The organism is Rouxiella sp. Mn2063 (genome assembly GCF_049319665.1).
Taxonomy (GTDB): domain Bacteria; phylum Pseudomonadota; class Gammaproteobacteria; order Enterobacterales; family Enterobacteriaceae; genus JBMOUD01.
Map to the genome: position 1 here is coordinate 118,737 of NZ_JBMOUD010000001.1, position 26,466 is coordinate 145,202.

Consider the following 26,466-nt stretch of genomic DNA (forward strand, 5'->3'; position numbering starts at 1 on the left):
TTAGCTACCTTGCTGCAGCAGTCTGGAGACAAAAGAATCGATATGATTAATGTTGTCTGAGATCATCAGCATATTACCTTCGGCGATATGCTGTTCTAATGTTTCGCACAATTGCTTTCCTGGTGTCAGGTTCAACATGGCGAACACACCTTTAAGCCGGTGTGCAGTTTGGGAAAGCGATGTAAAATCACGACGTTGATTTTCATTATACATTTTCTCAAGATCTTCTGGAACTGTCTCGACAAACAGTGGGTAATAGTCACTGGATTTAAGCTGCTTTTTATAGCTGTCAAAATCGTCATTTTCAGTTTCAAAGGGTAAATCTTCATTGTCTGACTCGGCAAATTGCCGCTCAATCAACAGTAATGTCGCGTCTAGCAATGCGCTGCTGATATTGTAATTGGCACGAATATAATGCTTTTGCAGCTGTTGATAGCCGTTTTCATCACTGGTTAACAGCAAAGTATAACGATCGCCGTTTTGCGGGTTATCGGTTAACAGCACATCGTAATCCCTTGTTAACTGGCGTTCATCGGCAACAATGCATTGTGCGCCGTAGGCGCTCATCACACTAGTCACAATGCTGCGTACTTCATCGGACGTTATATCCAAAAGTAATGTGACATCATCCAATAGTTTTTCGTTATTCCCTTCTGGCTCTTTCGCTGCTATAGCCTGTTTAATGCGCACAGTATAACGAGTACCAATATCAATTTTGCTGTGAATTTCAAGCTGCCCGCCGAGTTTTTTGCACAGTTGATTGCACAAGAAGAAGGTTAATCCAGAACCATGATTGAACCTGTCTACCAGTGTTTGACTCAAGAACGGGTAGTTGAGATTACTTAATTCCTCTTTGGAGATTCCACTTCCTGTATCGGTAATGTGTATCGTCAGTTGCTCCGGGTGTGCAGCGTTTTGTTCACTGGTTAGTGTAACTTTGCCCAGTGAGGTGGCGACGACTGCATAATTAACCAAAAGCGACAGTACCTTTTTAACCGCTTGCGCATCGCCAATAAAGCTATTTTCATGATTAACATGGAAATGATTGAGTAAAACCAAGCCTTTCTGATTAATCCTAGGCAAAGCGTCTAATAAAACCTCATCAATCAAGGCTGAAAGCGAATAGGGCTGCTGGGCTGGCTGCCAATCCTGAGTTTCCAAACGTGTTAGCATCGTGATGCTATCAATTAGCGTTAGTGCATTTTTTGACTCAAGCAATAGGCGTTTTTGCAGCACATTCTTGTCGTCAGACTCGGTCATCGTTTGTAACTGGTTTGCTAAACCATGCAATTCAAGCAGCGGTTGATTCAGTTCGATCCCCAAATTGTGTAGCAACAATTTGCGAGCCTGCAGATTTTTGTCGTACTCACGACGAACCTGCTGCAAGGTTTTATTGACCATCGCTTCTTTATCTTGGTCATGGATCAAGAACAGATAGGTTTCTGGTGAGATCTCGCTACGCACCATGCGGATTTCATACACTTCATTATTCACGGTTGCCTGGATCATACCGTGATGTTGCTCCGCCATATTGGCAATCTTATTCAGGCTTAAATGAGGTAACAGCTGGTCAGCAATCTTGTTACTAACAACTACGCTATGATTACTGAAGTTGTAAACCAGCAGACCGATAGACAGGTTGGAGATAATTTCTTGCCCCAGAGCCTGCTGTGTTTGCAACTGTACAGCAATGTTTTCACTTGGACGGATATATTGGTGGCGAATAAAATAAATGCCACCCATTGCCATACCAAACAGCAGCAGATTCACTACCACTATCCAAAAATTATTACGTGATAGATCAAGAACAAGTGAAAATAGCGGGACACGATAACTCAGACTGAGTGGCGAGTTGCTGAGCGGAATATTGAAATAAACGGCAGTGTTATGTAGTTCAATGCTGCTGACTGCATTGGCTTCTTCCGAGTTATCCCCTTCATTAACGTTGTCGTTATTAGTATTGAGTTGGAAATCATCTCGGTTCATTGACTGTGGAACCAAATCACTCACTGGCAGATCAAAGGCGATCACCGTCGCAAGACTACCAGGGTTATTAAAGGTGGTACGCAGTGAAAAGAAAGATTCATTAGTATTACGCGTCTTACGAAGATTGGAGTAGCTCTCTCGCTCATCTAGCGTGTTGGCCTGTTTTAACATCTCGCTGCGGCGTGCCTGGATAGCGCTGAGGAAGCTATCTTCTTTGAGACGAGAATCTTGCTGTTGCAACTGTTGAGTGGTGATGATCACCAAACTATTGTCTTGCCCATTCAGATAATACATTGAATAAGGCAGGCTTTTCGCTCCCCATTGCGCGTCGAGAAAATCAGATATTTTTAGCGTCAGGTCCAGCGTTGAATTCTCGTGAGTGCCATAAATGAGAGCGTCGGTTTTCTTCCGAGATTTAACCACCGAGAACAAGTCTTGGCGTAGACGTACTTCTTGCACGTTGGGCGGCAGTTGTGCCAGCGTTTGACCTGAAAAATTGTCGTAGATTTGATAGGTCATATAGCGATAAGTATCGATACGTGTCTGTAGACGCTCTGCCGTAGTCTGTAACGTTTTTAACTTATCATTGAGGTATGCATTGGTATAATTATAACCATAGAGTCCAACCCCCATTGCCAGAAGTAAGATGAAGACCCAGAAAAATCGCGTGATATGACTTGATGTCAGCGACAAATATTTACTTGGCATAATGGTGGCGCATTTCCTTGGTTAACGGGTGACAGCCCTGGCGCTGGCAGTGACCAGCAGGAGCGAAACTGCAACACAGCATAGCGCGATGGGCAGGCTGCTTATCTGAGCAATAAAACCAATGAGTGCCGGGCCTGACAAAATACCGGCATATCCCAACGTGGTCACCGACGCAATTGCCAGATTGGCTGGCATGGCGGTTTGATTACCTGCGGCGGTAAAGACAATCGGTACTAAATTCGATGCTCCGAATCCTACCATAATAAAACCAGCGATAAGCGCATACAGACTGTCTATGCTAACCGCCATAATCAGCCCGATAAAGGCGAGTAAACTACCAAGCAATAGCACCTTATAACGGCCTAGAGAGTTGACAATTCGGTCGCCAAATAACCGGCCTAACGTCATCGCAATAGCAAAGAGTGTATATCCCAGACCGGCCTGATGTGAATTAATCCCACGTTCATTCATCAAAAACAAGGCGCTCCAATCGAGCATCGAGCCTTCCACCATAAACATCACAAAACACAACAATCCCAAAAAAATAACCCAGCCACGTGGCAGGACCAGCATCGGCCCATCTTGTTTATCTTTTTTATCATTCCACAAATGCTTACTCATCGTTGCCAGAGAAAGCAGGGTGAAGGCAACCACAACAAGACTGGCAATAAACGGGGAGAGTGCCAAAGAGAGCATCCCGCTGACCAGCAACGCACCTAATATGCTGCCAAGGCTGAAGAAACCATGAAAACCGGACATCATCGCGCGTCCGCTGGCTTTCTCTACGATCACCGCATGTACATTCATCGCGACATCAATCATGCCGATTGCCGCACCAAATAACAGCAAGGCTAATGCCATTCCCAGACCGCTATCCATCAAGGTTAATAACGGAAGGTCAATACATAACAATATACCGGCTAACAGAATGACGGTCTTGCAGCCGAGTTTGTTGGTCAGATATCCGGTCAGTGGCATAGAAAAAATTGAACCCGCACCAAGACACAGTAGCAACAAGCCTAATACGCCATCGTTAATGCCAAGGCGTAACTTCACGAAAGGGACCAATGGAGCCCAGGCTGACATCGCTAAGCCAGACAGTAAAAAGATAATCCGTGTCGCCCACTGCTGTGCGCGGCCCGGCGGTATTGTGCCGGGGTGTTCCATTTCTGCAAGTATCGAATTACTGGTCATTGCTGGGGCCTTAAATTCACTGAACAAACAGACATAACATGAGCAGCTTAACTCATTGTTATTTATTTATTATCTCTGTTTTTCTGCTGCGGGTTTTCAAAGCGGGCAATTCTATCAGATATGCGGATGAGCCGTTATGTCTTCTGGTCTTAAAAATATGCGTGGCGTGCAGACACATTAAGAATACTTATCTGCAGATCACGAAATCATAAAATTAGTTAATAAAAAAAAGCATGACGAGCGCGAAATTAGGTTGCTTTTTTTTAAGCATAAAATGCTATTTTTATTTTTAATTTGATGCAAATCAATAGTTTAGTTTTTTTTATTTTTATTGACTAATGCAAAAAATAGATTTTGCCATGTGATTTAGTATAAGGATTAGTAATGTTAATCGACATGATTAATAACATTTCTAGAAAAAAGTGGGAATCGTGTCTATACCTTAATTCGTTAGGATTATTCCGAATGTTTTGTAACAAAATAACATTACAACAAACCGCTGTTGACAGTGGGATTGAAAAAATCAATTGAGTATTTATTCGTTTTTTTCTCACCAATTGGAAAAGTTATTCATTACTTAAATGATAAACGATGACCATGAAGCCATGTTTTTTGTAAATAAAACAGGCTATTAGCGGTGCATAATTATTTTCTCTGGGTTTAGGGGCATAGAAGAATGGCTCAAAATAGCAATGCGGCAGTTGATGTTATCTCTCGCCACAATGGTGAGGTTATTTCCCACGTTTCTGGCAGCAGCCAAACCGTTAATTTAAGCCAATCAAGCATTATTCGGATCAATGGGGCGCGCTCTGCCGTGAGCAGCTATGAGCGCGTTGGCAATGATCTGATCATACATATGCAAGATGGCTCAACTGTTCGTTATCAGAGCTTTTTTGATGTCGATGCTAAAGGAAAACACAGCGAACTGATTTTTGATGATGGCGTGAATCCTATTGAGCATGCCACTTTTGTTGATGCAGGTGCTGCACCAGCGACTGCTGTGCCTATTGTCCCTGGATATGAAACGATTAGTGGGATTGACTCTTTAATTGTCGATACTAGCTCTTTCAACCCGGCGGTTCTCGCGAGCATTCTGGGCGTTGTTGCATTAGGTGCGGGGATTGGCATTGCTGCCAGTAATCGTGGTGGCAGTCATCACGATGATAACAACAATAACAATAACAATAACAATAACAATAATAATAATCCTCCCAATGGTGAGGGCGGCAGCGGCGGGATAGCAAGCGTTGCAGTTTCTACTTTTGCTGGCGATAACGTATTAAACGCCTCCGAGATTACGACATCTCAGGTTATCAGCGGTTACACAAGTAATATCGCTGCAGGGCAAATTTTGACCCTAACCTTAAATGGCAAAACTTACACAACCGCAATTAATGCTGATGGTACTTGGAGTATTACCTTGCCAGCGGCAGATTTGCAGGCGCTATCGGATGGGACTTATGTTGTTTCTGTTTCAGTACCAAGTGGCACTGGCCAGACTGCGACAAACACTGTGACGATAGGCGTTGATGCCACAACTCCGCAAAATGCTAGCGATATTACGTTAGTTGATAGTAATCATCAGCCAATCACTGGCAGTACCAATGATCCCTCTCCAACCCTGAGTGGCAAAGCTGAGCCAGGAAGCACAGTGACCGTCAAAGACGGTAATACCACTATCGGCAGTGTGACTGTCGGCGGAGATGGTAATTGGAGTTTCACACCAACCGCACCATTGGGCGAAGGTAGCCATAGTATTACCGTCGTTGTGACCGACCCATCTGGTAACAGCAGTGCGCCAAGTACGCCTATTGTCGTCAATATTGATACCCAAGCACCAGAGGCCGCGACAGGCGTCACACTGACGGATAGTTCTGGTCAGCCGGTCACCGGTCCAACCAATGACCCTACACCAACGGTTAGTGGCAAAGCTGAGCCAGGAAGCACAGTAACCGTCAAAGACGGTAATACCACCATCGGCAGTGTGACTGTCGGCGGAGATGGTAACTGGAGCTTCACGCCAAGCACGCCCCTGGGCGATGGCAGTCATAGCATTACCGTTGTGGTCACTGACCCAGCGGGTAATAGCAGCGCACCAAGCACACCGATCGTGGTAAATATCGATGCGACTGCGCCAGAAGCTGCCACCGGCATTACCCTGACTAACTCCGCTGGCGATACCATCACCACGGGAGCGACCAACGATACGACGCCAACGATCGGTGGTAAAGCTGAAGCGGGCAGCACGGTGACTATTAAAGACGGCAGTACGACATTAGGTACGGTGACTGCCGGTAGCGATGGCTCTTGGAGTTTCACGCCAACTGTGCCATTGGGCGAAGGTAACCATAGTATTACCGTCGTTGTGACTGACCCATCTGGTAACAGCAGTGCGCCAAGTACGCCTATTGTCGTCAATATTGATACCCAAGCACCAGAGGCCGCGACAGGCGTCACACTGACGGATAGTTCTGGTCAGCCGGTCACTGGCCCAACCAATGATCCTACACCAACGGTCAGCGGCAAAGCTGAGCCAGGAAGCACAGTAACCGTCAAAGACGGTAATACCACCATCGGTAGCGTGACTGTTGGTAACGATGGTAACTGGAGCTACACGCCAAGTACACCGTTGGGGGATGGCAGTCATAGCATTACCGTTGTGGTCACTGACCCAGCGGGTAATAGCAGCGCACCAAGCACGCCGATCGTTGTGAATATCGATGCGACTGCGCCAGAACCTGCCACCGGCATTACCCTGACTAACTCCGCTGGCGATACCATAACCACGGGAGCGACCAACGATACGACGCCAACGATCGGTGGTAAAGCTGAAGCGGGCAGCACGGTGACTATCAAAGACGGTAGTACGACATTAGGTACGGTGACTGCCGGTAGCGATGGCTCTTGGAGTTTCACGCCAGCTGCGCCATTAGGCGAAGGTAACCATAGTATTACCGTCGTTGTGACCGACCCATCTGGTAACAGCAGTGCGCCAAGTACACCTATTGTCGTCAATATTGATACCCAAGCACCGGAGGCTGCTACTGGTATTACCTTTACTAACGCTGCGGGCGAAACCATTACGACTGGCGCAACGAACGATACGACGCCAACGATCAACGGTAAGGCAGAAGCGGGCAGCACGGTTACTATTAAAGATGGCAATACTACATTAGGCAGCGTTACCGTTGGCAGTGACGGCTCATGGAGCTTTACTCCAACTGCACCGTTGAATGAAGGCAATCATAGTATTAGCGTCGTGGTCACCGATCCTGCTGGTAACAGCAGCCTGCCGAGTGTTCCAGCTATAGTCGATATTGATACCAGTGCACCAGAAGCTGCGACAGGCGTAACGTTGACCGATAGCGCTGGCCAGCCGATCGTCGGTCCAACCAATAATCCGACACCAACAGTAAGCGGTAAAGCTGAAGTCGGCAGTACTGTGACGGTAAAAGATGGCAGTACCACCATCGGTAGCGTGACTGTTGGTAACGATGGTAACTGGAGCTTCACGCCAAGTACACCGTTGGGGGATGGCAGCCACAGCATTACCGTCGTGGTCACTGATCCTGCTGGCAATAGCAGCGCACCAAGCACACCGATTGTTGTTAATATTGATGCGACTGCGCCTGAAGTCGCCACCGGCATTACCTTCACTAACGCAGCGGGTGAAACTATCACCACTGGTGCGACCAATGACACTACGCCAACAATTAGCGGTAAGGCTGAAGCGGGCAGCACGGTCACCATCAAAGATGGCGATACAATCCTGGGTACGGTTAACGCCGGTGACGATGGCTCATGGAGCTTCACACCAAGCGCGCCATTGGGAGAAGGCGATCACCGTATTAGCGTGATTGTTACCGATGCAGTAGGCAATAACAGTGCGCCGAGTTCACCAATTACGCTGGACATTGATACCAAAGCACCGGAAATCGCTGCGGATGTCACGTTGACCAACAGTTCTGGTTCAGTCATTGGCAGTGCGACTAACGATACCACGCCAACAATCAGCGGTAAGGCCGAGGCGAATAGCACGGTCACTATCAAAGATGGCGATACTACCCTTGGTAGTGTGACCGTTGGTAGCGATGGCTCTTGGAGCTTCACACCAACTGCACCGTTAGATAATGGGAATCACAGCATCAGTGTTGTCGTTACCGACCCTGCTGGTAACAGTAGTCTGCCGAGCGCACCGATTGCAGTACTCATCAATACCATCGCACCAGAAGCAGCCACAGGTGTGACCCTGACTAACTCTGCAGGCGATGAGATCACTGGCGCGACTAATGACACCACGCCAACAGTGAGTGGCAAAGCGACGGTTGGCGACACTATTACCATTAAAGATGGCGATGTTATCTTAGGGCGTATCGTGGTAAGCGGCGATGGAAGCTGGAGCTTTACGCCAGACGCGCCTTTGAAAGAAGGCAGCCACAGTATCAGCGTTGTAGTGACTGATACGGCAGGTAACGATAGTGTGCCAAGCACCGCAATTGTTATCAACGTTGATACCACTGTGCCTGAACTGGCTACAGACATTGCTTTTACTAATGGTGCCGGCGAGCCTATCGGCGGTGTGACCAATGATACTAACCTCACCATCAGTGGCAAAGCTGAAGCAGACAGCACAGTCACAATTAAAAATGGCAATGATACTCTCGGTAGCGTGAAAGTTGGCAGTGATGGTAGTTGGAGTTTCACCCCGTCTACACCACTGACTGAGGGCAACTACAATATCAGCGTGGTCGTTAGCGATGCGGCGGGCAACAGTAGCGAGCCTAGTGCGCCAATTGTGTTGGTCATTGACCTGACAGCCCCTGGAATTGCGACGGATATTACTTTCACTAATGCCGCTGGAGACATCGTTCCTCCTGGTGCAACCAATAGCACCACGCCAACTATCAGCGGTAAGGCTGAAGTGGGAAGTACGGTTACTGTCACTATAAAAGTGGGTGATAATACCCTTACTGAAAACGTGCTTGTTGGGCCAGATCAATCATGGAGCTTCACACCAACAACCCCGCTTGCTGAGGGAAGTTACAGCGTTAGCATTGTGGTCACCGATCCGGCAGGTAATAACAGCCCAACGACCACAGTTACATTGATCGTCGATACCACGCCGCCGACCTTGAATGTCGATTTACTCACCGGCGATGGCTATATCAATCTCGCAGAATCACAAGCGCCTATTAACATTACCGGTAAAGCATCAACTTCAGAAGCTGGGCTCGAGGTAAAAGTTACGCTGAATGGCCAAGAATATACGGCGGTTGTTAAGCCAGATGGCAGTTGGACAGCGAACATTCCAGCAGATGCATTGACCGGATTAAAAGGTGATTATCCGTTGGTGGCGACGCTGACGGATGCGGCGGGTAATACCACCACCACGACATCCAGTGTGCACTTGTCTGCCGATCCGCAATCCTTGCCTGGTATCACTATCAATGATTTCGCGGGTGGAAATGGTGTTGACGGTGCTGAAGCGGTAACGGCACAAGAGTTAACGGGTAACACGACCAACGTTGAGGCCGGGCAGTTAGTAACCATCACGCTAAATGGTGATAACTACACCGCGATCGTGCAGAAAGATGGCTCATGGAGCGTCATTATTCCTGCTGATGCGATGCAAGCGCTTGCCAATGGCAGTACCCAAACTATCTTGGTGAGCGTTGCCGATAAAGCGGGCAACCCACCGGCAACGGGTAGCGAGGATTTTGTTGTCGATACCACGAAAGACGGTATCTCTATCGATCCTGTGACGGGCGATAACAAGATCACCTTTGCTGAAACGCAAGCCGGGATCACCATTAGTGGTTCCACTCACGGGGTGAGCGATACCTCTCGAGTGACGATCAACTTTGGTGGCAAGCAGTTCTTTGCCATCGTCTCGGGTGGGCGTTGGAGCGTTGATTTAACCTCCGCTGAACTTGCCGATCTGACCTTGGGCAATAAAGAGCTTAACGTTTCTGTCGTTGATTCCATCACCGGCACCGAACTGACCAACAGCATTGACGTTGGTGTGTTTAACACCTTACCAACGCCAACCCTGAACCAGCCATTTGGTGATGGCATATTGAATATCGCCGAAGCCGCCATTCCACAACTTCTCAGCGGTGGTACTGGTGTTATCGGGGCTGGACAGACCGTGCAAGTTTCACTTGGCAACAAGCAATATGAAGCAACGGTAGATAACAACGGCTTCTGGACAGTGAAAATCCCTAGCGCCGACCTGCAAGCTTTGCCGGCGGGGACAATTATTGTCACGATTATTGCTACTGATGCAGAGGGTAATAGCTCGGCAATTAATAGTTCCGCAACCGTTAATTTCACTGCACCATTACCCACTATTGTGCTGCCATTTGCCGATGATAAGGTGGGTATTGATACCGCTGCTGGCGTGCAAACGCTAAGTGGAACCACCGGTGAAACGGGGGCTGGTCAACATGTTACTGTTACCCTAAATGGTAAGACCTATAACGCTACGGTAGCCGTTGACGGTTCATGGACCTTAGGCTTGTCACCAGGCGATCTCCAGGCGTTACCTGAAGGTGATAATGCCATCAAAGTGGTGGCGAGCGACGCCGCAGGCAATACCACCACTATCACTAAAAATATTTCGGTCGATTTCACCGCGCCAACGCTGACGGTGAATCCTATTGCGGGCGACGGTATTGTTAGTCGCGCAGAATCTCTGGCTGCAATTGATGTCACCGGCAAAGCATCACTTTCTGAAGCTGGGCAGCAAGTTAGCGTCACCATTAACAGCAAAACCTATACTGGAACTGTTAATGCCGATGGCAGTTGGACCGTCACGATCCCGGCCAATAGCTTGTCGACTGTGGCGAATGGTACTTATCCACTCACCGTTTCATTGACCGATAGCGCTGGTAATACCACAACCCAAACCAGCAATGTGGTGGTGAAGGCTAATGTGGCCAATTTGCCTACCATTGCTGTTGATGATTTTGCTTCTGACAACATCGTTGATGGGGCTGAGCGTACTGTTTCACAAACTCTCAGCGGCAAAACTACTAATGTAGAAGCTGGACAGACGGTCACTATCAATATTGGTAGTTTGACCTATAACGCGACGGTGGATTCAGCAGGCAATTGGCAGGTACAGATCAGTGCTCAGGATCTGCAAAAACTCGCGGATGGTGCACAATCTATTAATGTTTCAGTTGTTGATAAAGCTGGCAACAGTATAAGCAACAGCCTGGACTTCACACTGAACAGTCAACAAAGTGGCTTGGCCTTTGACTTGATTTCCGGCGATGGCAAGATCAATGCACAGGAAGCTGCTGCTGGCGTAGTGATAAGCGGTACGTCGGTGAATATCGCGCAGGGCACCACGGTAGATATTACCTTTAATGGTAAAACCTACACGGCAATTGTTGATGGAACAGGTCATTGGGCAGCGACAATCCCCGCGGCCGATCTTGCTGCTGGCACGCTAGCGTCTGGTTTAGCAACTCTCTCTGTTACGGCAACAGATACTGCAGGCAAAACCATTGTTAACACCACACAAGTAGGTGTATTCAATGAAAACCTGATTGCACCAACGGTGGATCCCGCTTTTGGTAATGGATTGCTGAACAAAGTCGAAGCGGGAAGCCCGCAGATTTTGACCGGTAGCACGGGGATTTCAGGTGCGGGGCAAAGTGTTTCCGTGACCTTGAATGGTAAAACCTATACCGCGACTGTGGATGATAAGGGCAATTGGAGCGCCACGCTGCCAAGTGCAGACCTGTTAGCACTGCCAGAAGGGACTCTGCCGATTACGGTTACGGCAACGGATGCGGCAGGCAACAGCCAGTCGAATGGACTAGCCGGTAACGTAAGCGTTGATTTCACACCTCCGCTGTTAACGGTTAATCCGATTGCGGGTGATGGCATCATCAACAACAGTGAAGCGCAGGCTGCCATTGATATCACGGGTAAATCTTCCCCTGATGAAGCGGGTAAATTTATCACCGTAAATCTGAATGGCAAAAATTATACTGGTGAAGTCCAGGCCGATGGTTCATGGACGGTGACCGTTCCTGCTGGTGAGCTTAGCGGCCAACCCAATGGTGCCTACCCAATTACTATTAGCCTGACTGATACGGCAGGCAATACCACAACCTTGACCCAAAACGTCACATTAAGTGCCGATGGCTCAACCCTGCCAAGCATTAGTATTAATGTCTTTGCCCATGACAATATCTTGGACGGTGCTGAACGTCAGGTCGAACAAACCTTAAGCGGTAAAACATCCAATGTTGAGCCAGGCCAACAGGTTGAGATCACTATTGGTAGTGGTAAGTACACCGCAATCGTACAGGCTGATGGATCATGGAGTGTACAAATTCCATCTGCAGCATTGCAGGCACTCAATGATGGCAGCAATAGCATTAATGTCAGTATCAGTGATAAAGCTGGGAATACTGCGAGTGCATTCGAAAACTTCAGCGTCAACAGTACTCAAAGTGGCCTATCGTTCGATGTCATCGCCGGTGACGGTAATCTTAACGTGAGTGAAGCCGCTGCCGGCATTACCGTAAGCGGGACGTCTTACAATGTGCCTGTTGGTTCAACTGTTGTTGTTAATGTTGGTGGCGAAAACTTTAATGCCACTGTAGGCGCTAACGGATCTTGGAGTGTACAGATCCCTTCCTTGGCATTAACTGCACTCCCTGATGGTCCGAATGTCATTTCTGTCAGTTCCGCAGATACTGCAGGTAAGCCAATTTCCAATAGCACTGAACTGGGCGTTTATACCCATAATCTTCCAGACCCAACGCTGAATCAGCCATTTGGTGATGGCACCCTTAATATCAAAGATGCGGCCAGCGATCAGGTTATCACTGGCAGTACGGGGGTGGCAGGCAATGGACAAACGGTTACGCTGGTCATTGGCGGTATCACCCTTAATGCAACAGTGGCAGCGGATGGCAGTTGGCGAGCAACCTTACCTGCTAATAGTCTCTCTGGGCTAACGGGTGAGTCGCTTGATATTTCCATAACCGCAACCGATGCGGCAGGTAACACCAAAAATTCTACGGCAACCGCGGCTATTGACTTGGTTGCACCTACTCTAGAGGTTAAGCCGATTACGGGTGATGACATCATTAACCGTAGTGAAGCGACAGACGGTTTCGCCATCACGGGAACGGCCTCTCTCAGCGAAGCCGGCCGCACAGTAACCGTTGACGTAGCGGGTAAAACCTTCAGCGGCACGGTACAAGCCGATGGGACGTGGAGCATTAACGTTCCTGCTGGTGCGTTGAGTACCTTGCTTGATGGTCATCAGCAGTTGACGGTAAGTTTGACGGATGCAGCCGGTAATAACACCACTGTGACGCACAACGTTGATGCTGCTATCCAAATTGTGCCGCAACCAACGATCAGTACGCCATTTGGCGATGGTTCGCTCAATAAAGAGGATGCGGCAACTAATCAAACATTAAGTGGTGATACCGGTGTTATCGGTGCGAATCAGGTAGTGACGGTCACTTTAGGTGATGGCACGACACCGCTCACGGCGACAGTGGATGACAATGGTCACTGGAGCCTGAATCTCACTGCTGAACAGTTGGGCGGGTTAAAAGATGGTTCGTTGACTATCACGATTACCGCTACTGATACGGCAGGTAACTCTACTACTACCAGCAGTGCGATCACTGTCGATTTAACGCCGCCAGTCTTGGCCGATTTGACGGTCTCTGGTGACAACGTTATCAATGCAACAGAATCTCGCGCCGAAGTCGAGATCACCGGTAACAGCAGCGCTGAAGATGCAGGTCAAACCGTTACCGTGACATTCACATATAACGGAACGACGCAAACCTTCACCTCAATCGTACTCGAAGATGGACGTTGGAGTGTTGGCTTGCCTGCCTCGTTGGTACAAACATTACCTGATGCAAGCTATACCTACAGCGTATCGCTGAAGGATGTTGCGGGTAATACTACAACCGCAGAAGGAAGCTTCAGTGTTAAAGCCTCTCCAACCAGTCTGCCAACGCTGACTATCGATAAAGTCACGGGCGATGACTATATCAATGCGCTTGAAAAAGCCGGGGCGATAACCCTCACGGGTAGCACGACTAATGTTGAAGATGGGCAAACAGTCAATGTTCTGTTCAACAACAAAGCTTATACAGCAACTGTAACCGGCGGTAAGTGGTCTGTCACCGTTGATGCGCAAGATGTAGCCGCCTTGCCAGATGGGCAGATTGTGGTGAGTGGCACCGTCACCGATGCTGCGCAAAACCCGGCTGCTGCGGGACACAATGTCACCGTCATTGCTTCACCGGCTGATTTACCAACCTTAACGGTTAATCCAGTTTCTGATGATGACAAGATTAATGCGATAGAACACGAGTTACCGTTGACGATTAGCGGTTCATCAACGCATCTGGTTGAAGGGCAGTCGGTCAAAGTAACCCTGAATAACGTTGATTACTCAGCCACCATTGATGCGCAGGGTAATTGGACAGTTACCGTCCCTGCTGATGCGGTACAACAACTGCCGCAGGGTGATAATACTATTACGGTAAGTTCTAGCGATATCGCCAATAACCCAGCAAATACCACGCACCACATCCAGGTTGATTCGCTGGCTCCTGAAGTGACGTTAGTACTGGATGCTAGTGTCGCTGATGGGTTAAATCTGTCGGAAGCTCAATCAGGTTTGGCACTGCATGGCGTGACTGAAGCTGGCTTAACGGTCAATATCACCTTTAATGGTGTGACTTATTCAACGGTTGCTGATGCACAAGGTAACTGGAACTACACGTTATCCAAAGATGCACTATTGGCCGTTACGACGGATGGCACACAGACTATTGGTGTGAGTGTCCTGGATGGGTTCGGCAACCCGGGCAGTATCTCAGAGACCTTCACTTTGGCAGTGAATGCGTTGCCAATCGTGAGCATTGATCCTATCTCCGGTGACAATATCATTGGTGTCAAAGAAGCGACCGATGGTTTTGTGATTAGCGGTACGGCGGTTAATTTGGATGGGCAAACCATTACGGTAAACCTCGGTGCTCTCCAATCCTTCACGGTTGTGGTCACTGATGGAAAATGGTCAGTCAATGTTCCGCCTGCATTACTCACTGTTGGCCTCGATAGTACGGTTACCATCGACGTTACCGCGAAAGATGCTTTTGGTAATGACACGACTAATAGCAGCGCGTTGGAATTGCATTTGGCACCATTGACGCCGCCGACAGCTAATGATTTGGTCTTCGGTGATAATTTGCTCAATGTTGTGGAATCTGGGCAGGACCAACAGATTGGTGGACTAACCAACCTCAGCGGCCCTGGTGTGAAAATTTCAATCTCCATTTTGGGGGGAGACGGCACACCAATCGCTGCTACGGTGAGCGCTGACGGCAAATCCTGGACAGCAACGTTGCCAAGTACAGTGCTGCAAGGCCTATCGGATGGCAAAAATACCATTCTCATCACCTCCGAAGATGTTGCAGGTAATATCGTAACAGGTACTAAAGATTTCACGGCTTATGTTCATAACGTACCAAGCTTGTCAGAAGTGGATACTTCCTTCGGTACCGTACTGAATATCAATGCTGCTGCGCAGGGTGGAACCCTGAGTGGCACGACCGGGGCAACCACGGAAGGTCAAATCGTAACGGTAAACATCAATGGCAGCCAATTCGCCGCGACTGTTAACGACATCGGACAATGGACGCTCACATTCACGCCAGAACAGTTGCAAGCTTTACCAGACGGTACGTGGTCGGTGGTGGTAAAAGCATCAGATGCGGCGGGCAATACCAGCACAGCACCGGCGATTAATATCGCTGTACATCTGACTCCACCAGTGTCACCGACGATTGATAAGCCATTCGTTGATGGTGTACTCAATAATGCGGAAGCAGCAGCAGCTGAAGGTCAAACACTGACCGGTTCTACCGGTTTGTTGGGCGCAAATCAAAGCGTTAAGGTCACCATTGATGGTGTGACGACTCCAATTGCTGTGACGGTAGATGCTAATGGCCTGTGGACTGCTCAACTGACCACCGCGCAATTGGCGCAAGTCAGTGGAACAGGTGCACACAATATTACTGTGACGACTACCGACCAATACGGTAACGAGAGTGTGGCAACGACAACGGGCTTCACTTCGGCCACTATATTGCCGGTGCCGACGATTGATGCGAATCCATTTGGTGATGGTTTCGTGAGTTCCGTCGAAGCTAACGGTGCGTTGACCATTACGGGTAAAACGGGTGTTGTAGGTATTTCTTCGAGCGTCAAATTGACGATTGATGTTAACGGAATAAGCTATTCTGGTAGCGTCAATACTACCGATGGAACCTGGTCGGTTACCTTGCCAGCAGGTGCTCTCAGTGGTTTGGGAGATGCGAGTACACACAACATAAATGTCACTGTGACGGACGCCAACGGCAACACTGGTACCGCAGTCCCAGTTCAGTTTGTTACCGATTTCTCGCCGCCGGTATTGGCGGTCACAACGGTCTTTGGCGACCCGACGACGGGCACTATTTATCTCAACCAGAAAGAGTCGCAGCTTGGTACCACCATTTCGGGAACCGTGACCGATGCCGTCAGTGTTTCGGTCAAGTTGGGTAATGGCGACCCAATTACGGTCGCTGTGACCGGCAATACATGGAGTGTAGATTTAACCCCTGCTCAATTGGCTGCTCTCAATCAGGGCCAGCAAACTGTTACGGTCACTGCGACCGATAATCACGGTAACGTGACGACTAACAGCTTGCAGGTCAATGTTGTCACCAATCCAAGCATTAAAGTGGGCTTGTTTGCTGGCGATGATAATTTGAATTATGGCGAAAGTTTGGTGCCGCAAACCATCAGCGGTACCTCTTCCGGATTGGCTGTTGGCCAGCAGATTAATGTAACGGCTGGAAGCTTTACTGGTACGGCAACCGTCGTTGCTGGTGGCGGATGGAGTATTTCTGTTCCTGCGGCCTCGCTGGCAACATTCAACAACAGTACACAAATCAGCGTGACTGCAACGGATGCGGCAGGGAATGTCGTCACGGATAACCATCCGATTACGGTGAACTTGACGCCTCCAGCAGGGCCATTCCTGACTATCGATCCTATTAGTGGTGACAACGTCGTCAATGCCTCTGATCCACTGATTGGCAACTTGACGGTAACCGGGCATTACTCTGGAGCCTCTGCTACATTTGTGCCAAGTCAGACCATCAATTTGACGATTAATGGCGTTCTGTTCGGCACCTATCCGATTACGGTGTTGTCTGGTAACTCGGGTACTTGGACAATTATTGCTTTGGTTCCGGTTGCCTTGTTGGCTGATGGGAACAAAGAGTTTGTTGCCACTTTGCAAACCATATTGCCGTCTACCGTCATCGCTACTGCAGAACAAACCGTCATCGTTGACCGTACGCCGCCGGTTGTCACTATCGATACATTTGCTGGTGACAATATCCTTAATGCTGCCGAAGCAGCGGCAGGACAAACCATTAGCGGTAAAGCGCTGGGTGAAACGGGCCGTACTGTAACCGTACAGATCGATGGTAAGAATTCTTACTATGCCGTAGTCGATGCTCAAGGTAACTGGAGTGTTGCTATTCCAGCTGCCGATCTGACGGCATTGAAAGATGGTGCGCATACTATTTCGGCTAGCATGACCGATGCAGCTGGTAACCCAAGTGCGCCAGTTTCGCTGACATTCAACGCACACGAAACCGCACCGCTGTTAACCGTGGGCCTTGATGCAGGTAATAACGTCTTTAACTTGGTTGGATTGCTCGCTGGTACCTTGCTCGGTGGTACCGCGCCGGATCAGGCAGGGCAAACCGTTACCATTAAATTGTTAGGCGTGACGATTGGTACCGCGGTAGTGGGGCCAACAGGGTTGTGGAGCACCACTATTAAGATCCTGCCTAATGATCTTGATGGATTATTAGCGCTGGCAAAAGATGGGGCGAATGTTCTTGATGTGTCGATTACCGATGGTTATGGCAACACCACACGAGTGAATGCCGGTATTGACCTGCAATTTAATCAACTGTTGAAACTCGATATCTCTGAAGGCCTGGGCCTCAATAAAGTTTTGAATGCTGCGGGTTCGTTGCTCACTCAAACCATTGGTGGTACCGCAGAACATGCGGGCGTGGGATCAACGGTGACATTGAAGGGGTTAGGATTGACCCCACTGACAACAACCGTTGGCGCTGATGGTAAATGGAGCATCAACATTCTGCCTGGGCTGCTGTCTGGTTTGTTGGATGGTCCTTTAGGACTGACGCTAACGCTGACCGATGCTTTCGGCAACACCAAAACATCTGGCCTGACCGTCGACGTCGCGAAAACGCTGCCGGTTGTCGGCATTGTAGATAACCTGATTGGCGGCGTAGGTAACGTTCTCAATGCGGTAAGCGTTGGCGCTGCACAAACAATTAGTGGTGCTATCAATGCCGCAGATGGTTCTAAGGTTTCCGTTGCTATCGGTGGCAAGATCTTTGATGGCGGCGTAGTCAACGGCGGGAAGTTCTCACTGACTATCCCTGAAGGGGGCCTGACAGGTATTGCCGATGGCTTAGTACCGATGGTACTTAACGTTGTTGATACCGCGGGTAACGCTATTTCGCAAACCCTTGGCAACCTGAATGTTGTGGTTAATAGCCTCCCAGGTTTGGTGAAAGATACGTTGTCAGTCGTGGGTGATGGCCTGATTACTGCAGCAGACTTGCTGACCAACCAGCTGATCACCGGTACGGTGAAAAATATGGCTGCCGGAACCAAGGTTGCTATTCAAATCGGTAATGGGTCGCTGTTAGATGCAACGGTCGATAGTAGTGGTCACTTTAGTCTGACGCTAACCCCAGCAGTATTGACGGGGCTGATTGGCGGGTTACTCACCGGCAATCTCAATGTGTCAATTATCGTGACGGATGCGGCGGGTAACGTTGATAAAACCACCTCATCACTGGGCTTTAACCTTGTTGCGCCGGTCATCAAGCTTGACTCTATCTTTGATAATGGCCATCTCAATGCCAGCGATTTGCTGTCAGCGCAAACTATCACTGGTTTGGTCACCGGTGTTGTTAGTGGCACTAAAGTTACTGTGACGCTAAACGGTAAAAATTACATCGGTACTACCAGCGATGATGCCGGACATTTCAGTATTACTGTACAGCCAAGCGACTTGAAATTGTTGGTCGACGGGGTAGCGAACGTTACCGCGAGTGTCGCTAATGCTGTTGGTAACGTCGGTTCGATTATCAGTCCGATTAATGTGATCACCACCTTGCCTAAAGTGGTGCTGGATGGATTGTTTGGCAAAGATGGTGCCTTGAATGCGGTCACTGCCGGTGTCGATCAAGTCTTGACCGGTACCCTGAGCAACTTCACCGCAGGCTCAACTGTTAATGTTTCTATCGGCAACCTGTTGCTACCTGCGGTAGTTGATGCAACTGGGAAGTTCACCGCCACGCTGTCTGTGGCACAAATGGCTGGTTTGGGTGATGGCAAGCTAAACGTCAATGTCGTTGTCACTGACCTTGCGGGCAATACCAGCAGCGCCAGCAGTCCGCTGAATGTCATTATCAATGCGATACCAAAAGTATCCATTACCTCGTTGTTCAGTAATGGTGTGCTTGGTGTAGCTGATTTGCTGTCGCCACAAACCATCAGCGGAACCTCTGTCAATCTGTCTGCTGGCAGTAAAGTCTCTGTCTCGTTGGGCAGTAAATCTTACCAAGGTACCGTGGATGCTAACGGTAACTGGAGTGTCACTGTCGGTATTGGCGACCTGAAACTGCTGACCACTGACGGCAATCTGTCGGTCGGTGTCTCTTATACTGACTCCGCGGGCAACCAGGCGCTTGGCAGCAGCTTGTTGAATGTTATCGCCAATGCTTTGCCAACGATTACCTTGGATGGTGCCTTCAACAACGGACTACTGAACGCGGTAGGAGCACTGTTAACCCAGACAATTACCGGCACGACGACCAATGCGGTTGGTTCAACGGTGACTATCAATCTTGGTGTTGCCAAAGTGACTGCTCAGGTAAAAGCAGACGGTACCTTCAGTGCGGCAGTCTCTCCTAGCATCCTGGCATTGCTGACCGATGGACACTTGCAGATTGGGGCCTCAGTCACCAACTCGGCAGGTAAAACGGCAGAAGCTAGCGTGCTGGATGTGCAGGTGGGTATCCATACGCTACCGACGCTGAATATTGGCTCACTCTTTAGTAATACCGGTTACCTCAATGCGGCTGATGCCAGCAAAAATGGTGTGATTAGCGGCACGAGTAATATCGATAATGGTACGGCAACGGTCACCCTCAATGGCACAACCTATACCGGCACCATTGTTAAAGGTGTATGGAGTGTCAATATTGGCTCAACTGCGCTAAAAGCGATTGGCGATGGCGTCACCTCGGTCAATGTCAAACTGGCTGATGCGGTTGGCAACGTCACCTCGCAAAACGTACCGCTGACGGTGAAAACCCATGCGCTGCCAATTGCGACGTTGGATGGACTTGGCAACCTTGGCAATCTGATCGGCGGCATCTTGGGGAATGGTCTAACCCTAAGCGGTAAGAGCCGTAACATTGAAGCCGGTGGGTTAATCAAAGTCACGCTGTTGGGCAATACCTTGTTAGGAACGGTGCAGGCAGATGGTTCCTGGACGGTGAAATTCTCCAGCCAGGTGTTCAAGGCATATAGTCTTTTCACTCTGTTAGGTGCATTGCTTGGCGATATCGTTGAGCTGCAGGTACAAGATAAAGCAGGTAACGGCTTTGATATTCATCTTGGCCTGTCATCGGGTTCTACTCTGCCTCCAGAAACGGCATCGTTCAGTGCTGCGCATGTTGCACCTGAGGATAATCATACTCTGGCAGCGACGACTCATCATGCAGCAGAACCGGCAACCGTTCAGAACCACGTGGCGACGGCCGATACTGAACACGATATTGCTACGGCGACAGCGGCAAGTACCTTGACCGATACGCTGATTACACCGGAATCGACAATCGATCACCAGCCAGCAGATGCCGGCCATGCAGAACCTATCGAAACCGCATTCTCGATAGGCGGTGTGACGCTGGAGTTGACGGAACATAATGGTGAAGCAATTGGTGGAGCAGGTAACGATATCATCGAAGTTTTCGACCTGAACTTTGCACATATTGACGGTGGTGCAGGGGTCGATACTTTGTTACTGGCGGGTAACAACCAACATCTTGATCTCACTCTTCTGGGTCTAAAAGTCGAACATATTGATATCTTCGACCTTGGAAATACGGGCACCAACAGTATCTCCTTGAATTTAGAAGAGGCGCAGACAGTTAAAGATAAGCCAAGTGACGAGGTGATTATTAAAGGTGCCGAAGGCAGTTTGGTTAACTTAGTACAAGGTAGCGATGGCGCATGGAATGAAACCGGGCAGCGCACGGTGGATGGCCTGACCTTCGATGTTTATCACAACAGTTCGTTGGATGCGAATAACACGTTGGGAGACGTATTAGTTCAGCACGGTATCCACGTACAAAATACCTAAAAAAGAAGACCCCCGTCCGCGTAAGCGGCGGGGGTTTTGTCATTTGCAAGACAGGATGTTGCGCAATGGCAGACGTTTTCAACGAGGTGATATGCGATGTTGGCGGCGGCGCTAGGGAGTTCTACCCACTAGACTGCGAGATTCAGGTAGGCGGCAATCGAGAACAGCCAACAACCCTGTAACTTGAAGTATGACCGGATTAGCCGAATGCCTTCGCCTCACCGCGTAGCCTTACATAATAAAGAATCGACGAAATCAAGTGGTGTCGGTCATGAATAAGAAACGTGTTACACGGCGTATCGCCGCCGTTATCAGTACCCTGTATTTATGTAGTTTTGGTTTACCGAATAGTCATCTAGCGTGGGGAGCCGTTAAACAGCCTGAATTCAATTGGCAGGCGGCGCCAACAGAAGAAGCACAAGCGAGCCTCTCATTGCGAGAGGCTATTTTGCGTGCCTTCGCCCGCAACCCTCAAATTGCTGAAGCAGCAGCGCAAATTCGCGTAGGCGCAGGCAATCTTGATGCCGCCAAAGCGGCATGGTATCCACAAATTTCCCTACAGGGCACGGCAGGTAAGTCGCACACCACCGACTCAGCCGGCAGTGTCAATAACAACGCCACCGGCGGTATCCAACTTAGCCAACTGTTATATGACTTTGGGAGTACGGGGGGCGCGATTGATGAACAGCAGCGCCTCTCTGAGTCCTATCGTTATGTACTTTATGGCACCATGACAGATGTGGCTTTAGGCACATTGCAGGCCTATCTTTCGGTAAAACGGTTTCAAGCGCTAAGCCAGGCCGCTAGTGAGAATATTGATTCACTGCAGCATGTGGCTGATACCGCTAAGCTGCGCGCCGATGCCGGGTTAAGTTCTCAATCTGATGTGTTGCAAGCGCAGACGCGTATTGCAGGCATGCGTGCCACGGTTGAACAGTACCGCGCTCAGCAGCGTTCAGCCCTTGCTCAGTTAACGGTATTGACTGGGGTGGTATCCCATAATTTACCCGATCTTCCACAAAGTCTGCTCAACCAGAAGATCACCCTCAACAAAATCCCGTATGAAAACAGCATGTATGTGCAGGCCGCTCAAGCCAAACAGCAGGCGGCGATCGAACGTGTGACACAAAGTGAAGCCGGTCATTATCCAACCATCAAAGTGCAGGCGGCACGCACTCGTTATCAAAACAGCGGTGGCAGTGGATCTTATTGGGATGATGAGCTGCAACTAGCCGTCAATGCCCCGATTTATCAGGGCGGGGCTGTCAGTGCGAAAGTGCGAGCAGCAGAGGCTGAGCGTCAAGCGGCACAGGCTGAGGTGGAAAAAACCAAGTTGGACATCAATCTGAAAGCCTCAACCGCTTATGCCGACATGATTGGTGGCCAGCAGCGACAAGTCGCAGGCGATCAGCAATATAACAGCGCGGCACATACTCGCAGCGTATATCAGGATGAATACAAACTCAGTAAACGTAGCCTGAACGACCTGCTCAGCGTTGAGCAGGATGTATTTCAGGCCGACACCATGCGCATTGGTGCCTTATATGACGGTTGGGATGCCACGGTGCGCTATGCCGCCGCCGTTGACAATCTCGTAGACATGCTGGGAATTGATAGACAAAAACAGAGCGGTGACAGCCTCCCGACATTGTGAGTCGTCAAGTCCAACAAAATGCGCATTTAAAGAGGCGATATGAGTACTGAAACTGCACCACTTTCTATCGATGTTTGGATTAGTGCGCTGATACGCGTAGCTGAATCTTTTGGAAAACCAGCCGATCCGGCCTACCTGCGCCAACAAATGCGCTGGTTTGAGAATCAACCTATCAATCGCCAACTCGAACGATTAAGTGGGTTGATGGGGCTACAAATTGGCATGGCCAGCTGGACTAAAGTACGCTGGCGTAGTGAAGTCCTACCCGCGATTATTACTTTGCAACAAGGCGGGATCGCGGTTATCGAAAGCCTGCATGATGACGGCCAGGCGGAGTATTGGGTAAATGATGGCGGTGATTTGACTCGCAGTACCGAGCTATCAATTCTACTTGAACAGAGCACAGGGCCGGTATTTTTAGTCGGGGTAGCTGCGCGTGGGCGCGATATGCGTATCGATGAATTCGTGCAGCCTTATCGTAAACACTGGTTCTGGCATAACTTCCGCGGACAGGGGCGCAAAATCGGTGAGATTTCGCTGGCCTCGATTATTGGTAACGTATTAGCGCTGGCCGGAATTCTATTCTCGATGCAGGTTTATGACCGGGTGATCCCGGCACAATCGTATTCGACATTATGGGTATTGTTCTTTGGCGTCGTTTTGGCCGCAGTTCTTGAATATGTGATTCGTTTAATGCGTACGCTCGTCTCAGATCTGATGGGAAAACGTATTGACCTAAAAGTCTCGTCAATGTTTTTCGTCCGAGCAATGCATATCAAAAATGAAGACCGGCCAAAATCTACCGGCTCTTTTATCTCTCAATTGCGTGAAATCGATCAGGTTCGTGAGTTATTAACCTCAACGACGGTTAGCGCTGCAGCCGATATGCCATTCGTACTGCTATTTTTGGCGATCATGTTTTTTATCGGCGGCCCGTTGGTGATCATTCCACTATTGGCGATCCCGTTGATTGTTATCCCTGGCTTGTTGATCCAGTGGCCAATGGCAAAACTGGCGAAAGAGGGAATGCGTGAGGGGGCACTGCGCAACGCAGTATTAGTTGAAACCATCGAAGGTATTGAAGATATCAAAGCGCTACAGGCAGAAACTTATTTCCAGCGTCAGTGGGAACAGACGCACGAAGTGAGCGCCAGTGTAGGGATGAAACAGCGTTTATGGGGAGCACGACTCACTGGCTGGGCATCAACGGTGCAACAACTGACTTTCGCGAGCATGCTGGTCTTTGGTTGTTATCTGGTACTGAACGGCGATATCACCACCGGTACGTTGGTTGCCAGTAGCATGTTGTCATCACGAACCATTGCTCCTTTGATGCAGTTAACAATGGTGTTTTCACGCTGGCAGCATGCGAAAAGCGCCATGCAGGGCCTTAATGACTTGTTGAAAAAGCCGATAGACCGTCCAGATGATGCGGTGTTGTCTCATTGCCCAACGCTCAGCGGCCACTATCAGCTGCGTAATGTGCAATACACCTATGATAAAGAGAATTCGCCTAATGTTTTGGGCATCGGTAGTCTTGAAATCAAGCCTGGCGAGCGAGTGGCTATTTTGGGGAAAGTCGGTGCAGGGAAGTCCACGTTGCTGAAACTCCTCTCCGGGCAGGCTACCGCCAGTCAAGGCAAAATTCTGATCGATGGCGTAGATATGACTCATGTTGAGCCAGCAGATTTGCGTCGCCAATTGGGCTATTTGTCTCAAGATTCACGGTTGTTCTTTGGCACGTTGCGTCAGAATTTGATGCTGGGCTACCCACATGCAACCGATCAGGAAATGTTGCAAGCGCTGCGCATCAGCGGGGCATTGGCAATGGTGCAAGCTGACGCATCCAGTCTGGATAAAATCATCAATGAAGGCGGGCGCGGCCTTTCTGGCGGCCAGCGCCAGATGGTGTTGCTTAGCCGCATGCTGTTACGTAACCCGCAAGTAGTTTTACTCGATGAACCCACCGCGTCAATGGATGAGCAGTTGGAAGAATATGTTATTCGCCAACTCAATACCTGGCTGACGGGGCGGACACTTGTGGTGGTAACACATCGTCCGGCACTGCTCAAATTGGTCGATCGTATTGTGGTTGTCGACAATGGCCGCGTGGTAGCTGATGGTCCGCGTGACAAAATTCTAGCCAGTGCTGTTGCTAATACTAACGCGGCGGCGGCATCGACATCTACTCAGCAGGGCGCAGCCTAAGGAATATGCTATGACACATGCTACCTTGCACGATGAATTAGACGCCGAGCAGAAGAAAGTGTCCTGGATTATCTGGGTGACATTGGCAGTGTTGGTACTGTTCTTCTCTTGGGCATATTTTGCCACCCTTGATGAAGTCACTGTCGGGACGGGAAAAGTGACGCCATCGACCAAAGCACAGCAAATTGACTCTTTAGACGGTGGGGTGATCCAAAAGCTGTTGGTGCAAGAAGGTTCGATTGTCGACAAAGGCCAACTGCTCGCGCAACTGGATCCAACGCGCTCACGTTCAAGCTTTGGTGAGGCCGCTTCTCGCGTGCGAACTTTACGTGCATCATCGGAACGCTTGCGTGCTGAACTGAGCGGTGCGCCTTTGACGTTCAGCGCGGAAACGTTGCAATCGCCCGAGCTGGTAGCTAGGGAGCGCCAGCTCTATCTATCGCGTAAACAGAACCGTGATGAAACTGTGAATAATTTGCAGCAGTCGCTCAAGTTGGTCACCCAAGAGATCAACATGACCGAACCGCTGGTGGCAAAAGGCGCTGCCGGACAGGTTGAGGTGATCCGTTTGCGTCGTCAGGCCAGTGAAATTCGAGGCAAAATTGATGATGCTATTAACCAATATGCGGTACGCGCCCGCGAAGAGCAGGTGAAGAATAACGCCGATCTTGATGCCGAGCTGCAGGTGATGGCAGGGAAAGAGGATCAGGTCACTCGCTCAGAATTGTTCTCGCCAGTTCATGGCATCGTGAAGGATATTCAGGTCAGTACCGTGGGCGGTGTGCTGCAACCTGGCGGTAAACTGATGGAGATCGTACCGATTGAAGATCAGCTACTGATTGAGACTCGCGTCAATCCCCGTGATATTGCTTATATTCGTCCCAACTTGCCAGCAACGGTAAAAGTGACCGCTTATGATTCCTCGATCTACGGTAATTTGCACGGAGTCGTAGAGAGTGTATCGCCAGATACGCTGCAAGATGAGGTCAAACGAGATCAGTTCTATTACCGGGTTTATGTTCGTACAGATAAAGCTTATCTCACTAATCGGGCGGGAAGGGAGTTTCCGATTGTGCCGGGGATGGTCGCCAGCGTTGAGATTAAAACTGGACAGAAAAGCGTCTTAGATTACTTGATCAAACCGCTGAATAAAGTGAAAGAGTCACTAAGAGAAAGATAATCG

At 49.3% G+C, this 26,466-nt stretch carries 6 protein-coding genes; 4 read left to right on the plus strand and 2 right to left on the minus strand.

Annotation, left to right across the window (positions count from 1 at the left end; all coding sequences use genetic code 11):
• A complete protein-coding gene (gene rcsD, locus ACL9RG_RS00525; RefSeq protein ID WP_422790617.1) occupies nucleotides 1-2,694 on the minus strand; it encodes a phosphotransferase RcsD in 2,694 nt (897 codons plus the stop codon).
• 21 nt (nucleotides 2,695-2,715) lie between these two features.
• Complete coding sequence (locus ACL9RG_RS00530) at nucleotides 2,716-3,861, minus strand: MFS transporter (RefSeq protein WP_422791152.1); 1,146 nt, start codon at nucleotides 3,859-3,861, stop codon at nucleotides 2,716-2,718.
• Nucleotides 3,862-4,564: 703 nt separating this feature from the next.
• Here ACL9RG_RS00530 and ACL9RG_RS00535 point away from each other — a divergent pair.
• From ACL9RG_RS00535 to ACL9RG_RS00550, 4 genes are all read left to right on the plus strand, one after another.
• The gene (locus tag ACL9RG_RS00535; RefSeq protein WP_422790618.1) at nucleotides 4,565-21,421 is read left to right on the plus strand and encodes an Ig-like domain-containing protein; all 16,857 of its coding nucleotides are present in this window, start codon (nucleotides 4,565-4,567) and stop codon (nucleotides 21,419-21,421) included.
• Between the two features lie 271 nt (nucleotides 21,422-21,692).
• Complete coding sequence (locus tag ACL9RG_RS00540) at nucleotides 21,693-23,075, plus strand: TolC family outer membrane protein (protein WP_422790619.1); 1,383 nt, start codon at nucleotides 21,693-21,695, stop codon at nucleotides 23,073-23,075.
• Between the two features lie 39 nt (nucleotides 23,076-23,114).
• A complete protein-coding gene (locus ACL9RG_RS00545; protein ID WP_422790620.1) occupies nucleotides 23,115-25,283 on the plus strand; it encodes a type I secretion system permease/ATPase in 2,169 nt (722 codons plus the stop codon).
• Between the two features lie 10 nt (nucleotides 25,284-25,293).
• Nucleotides 25,294-26,463: an HlyD family efflux transporter periplasmic adaptor subunit gene (locus ACL9RG_RS00550; protein WP_422790621.1), complete on the plus strand. Its 1,170-nt coding sequence runs from the start codon at nucleotides 25,294-25,296 to the stop codon at nucleotides 26,461-26,463.
• The last annotated feature ends 3 nt before the right edge of the window (nucleotides 26,464-26,466 follow it).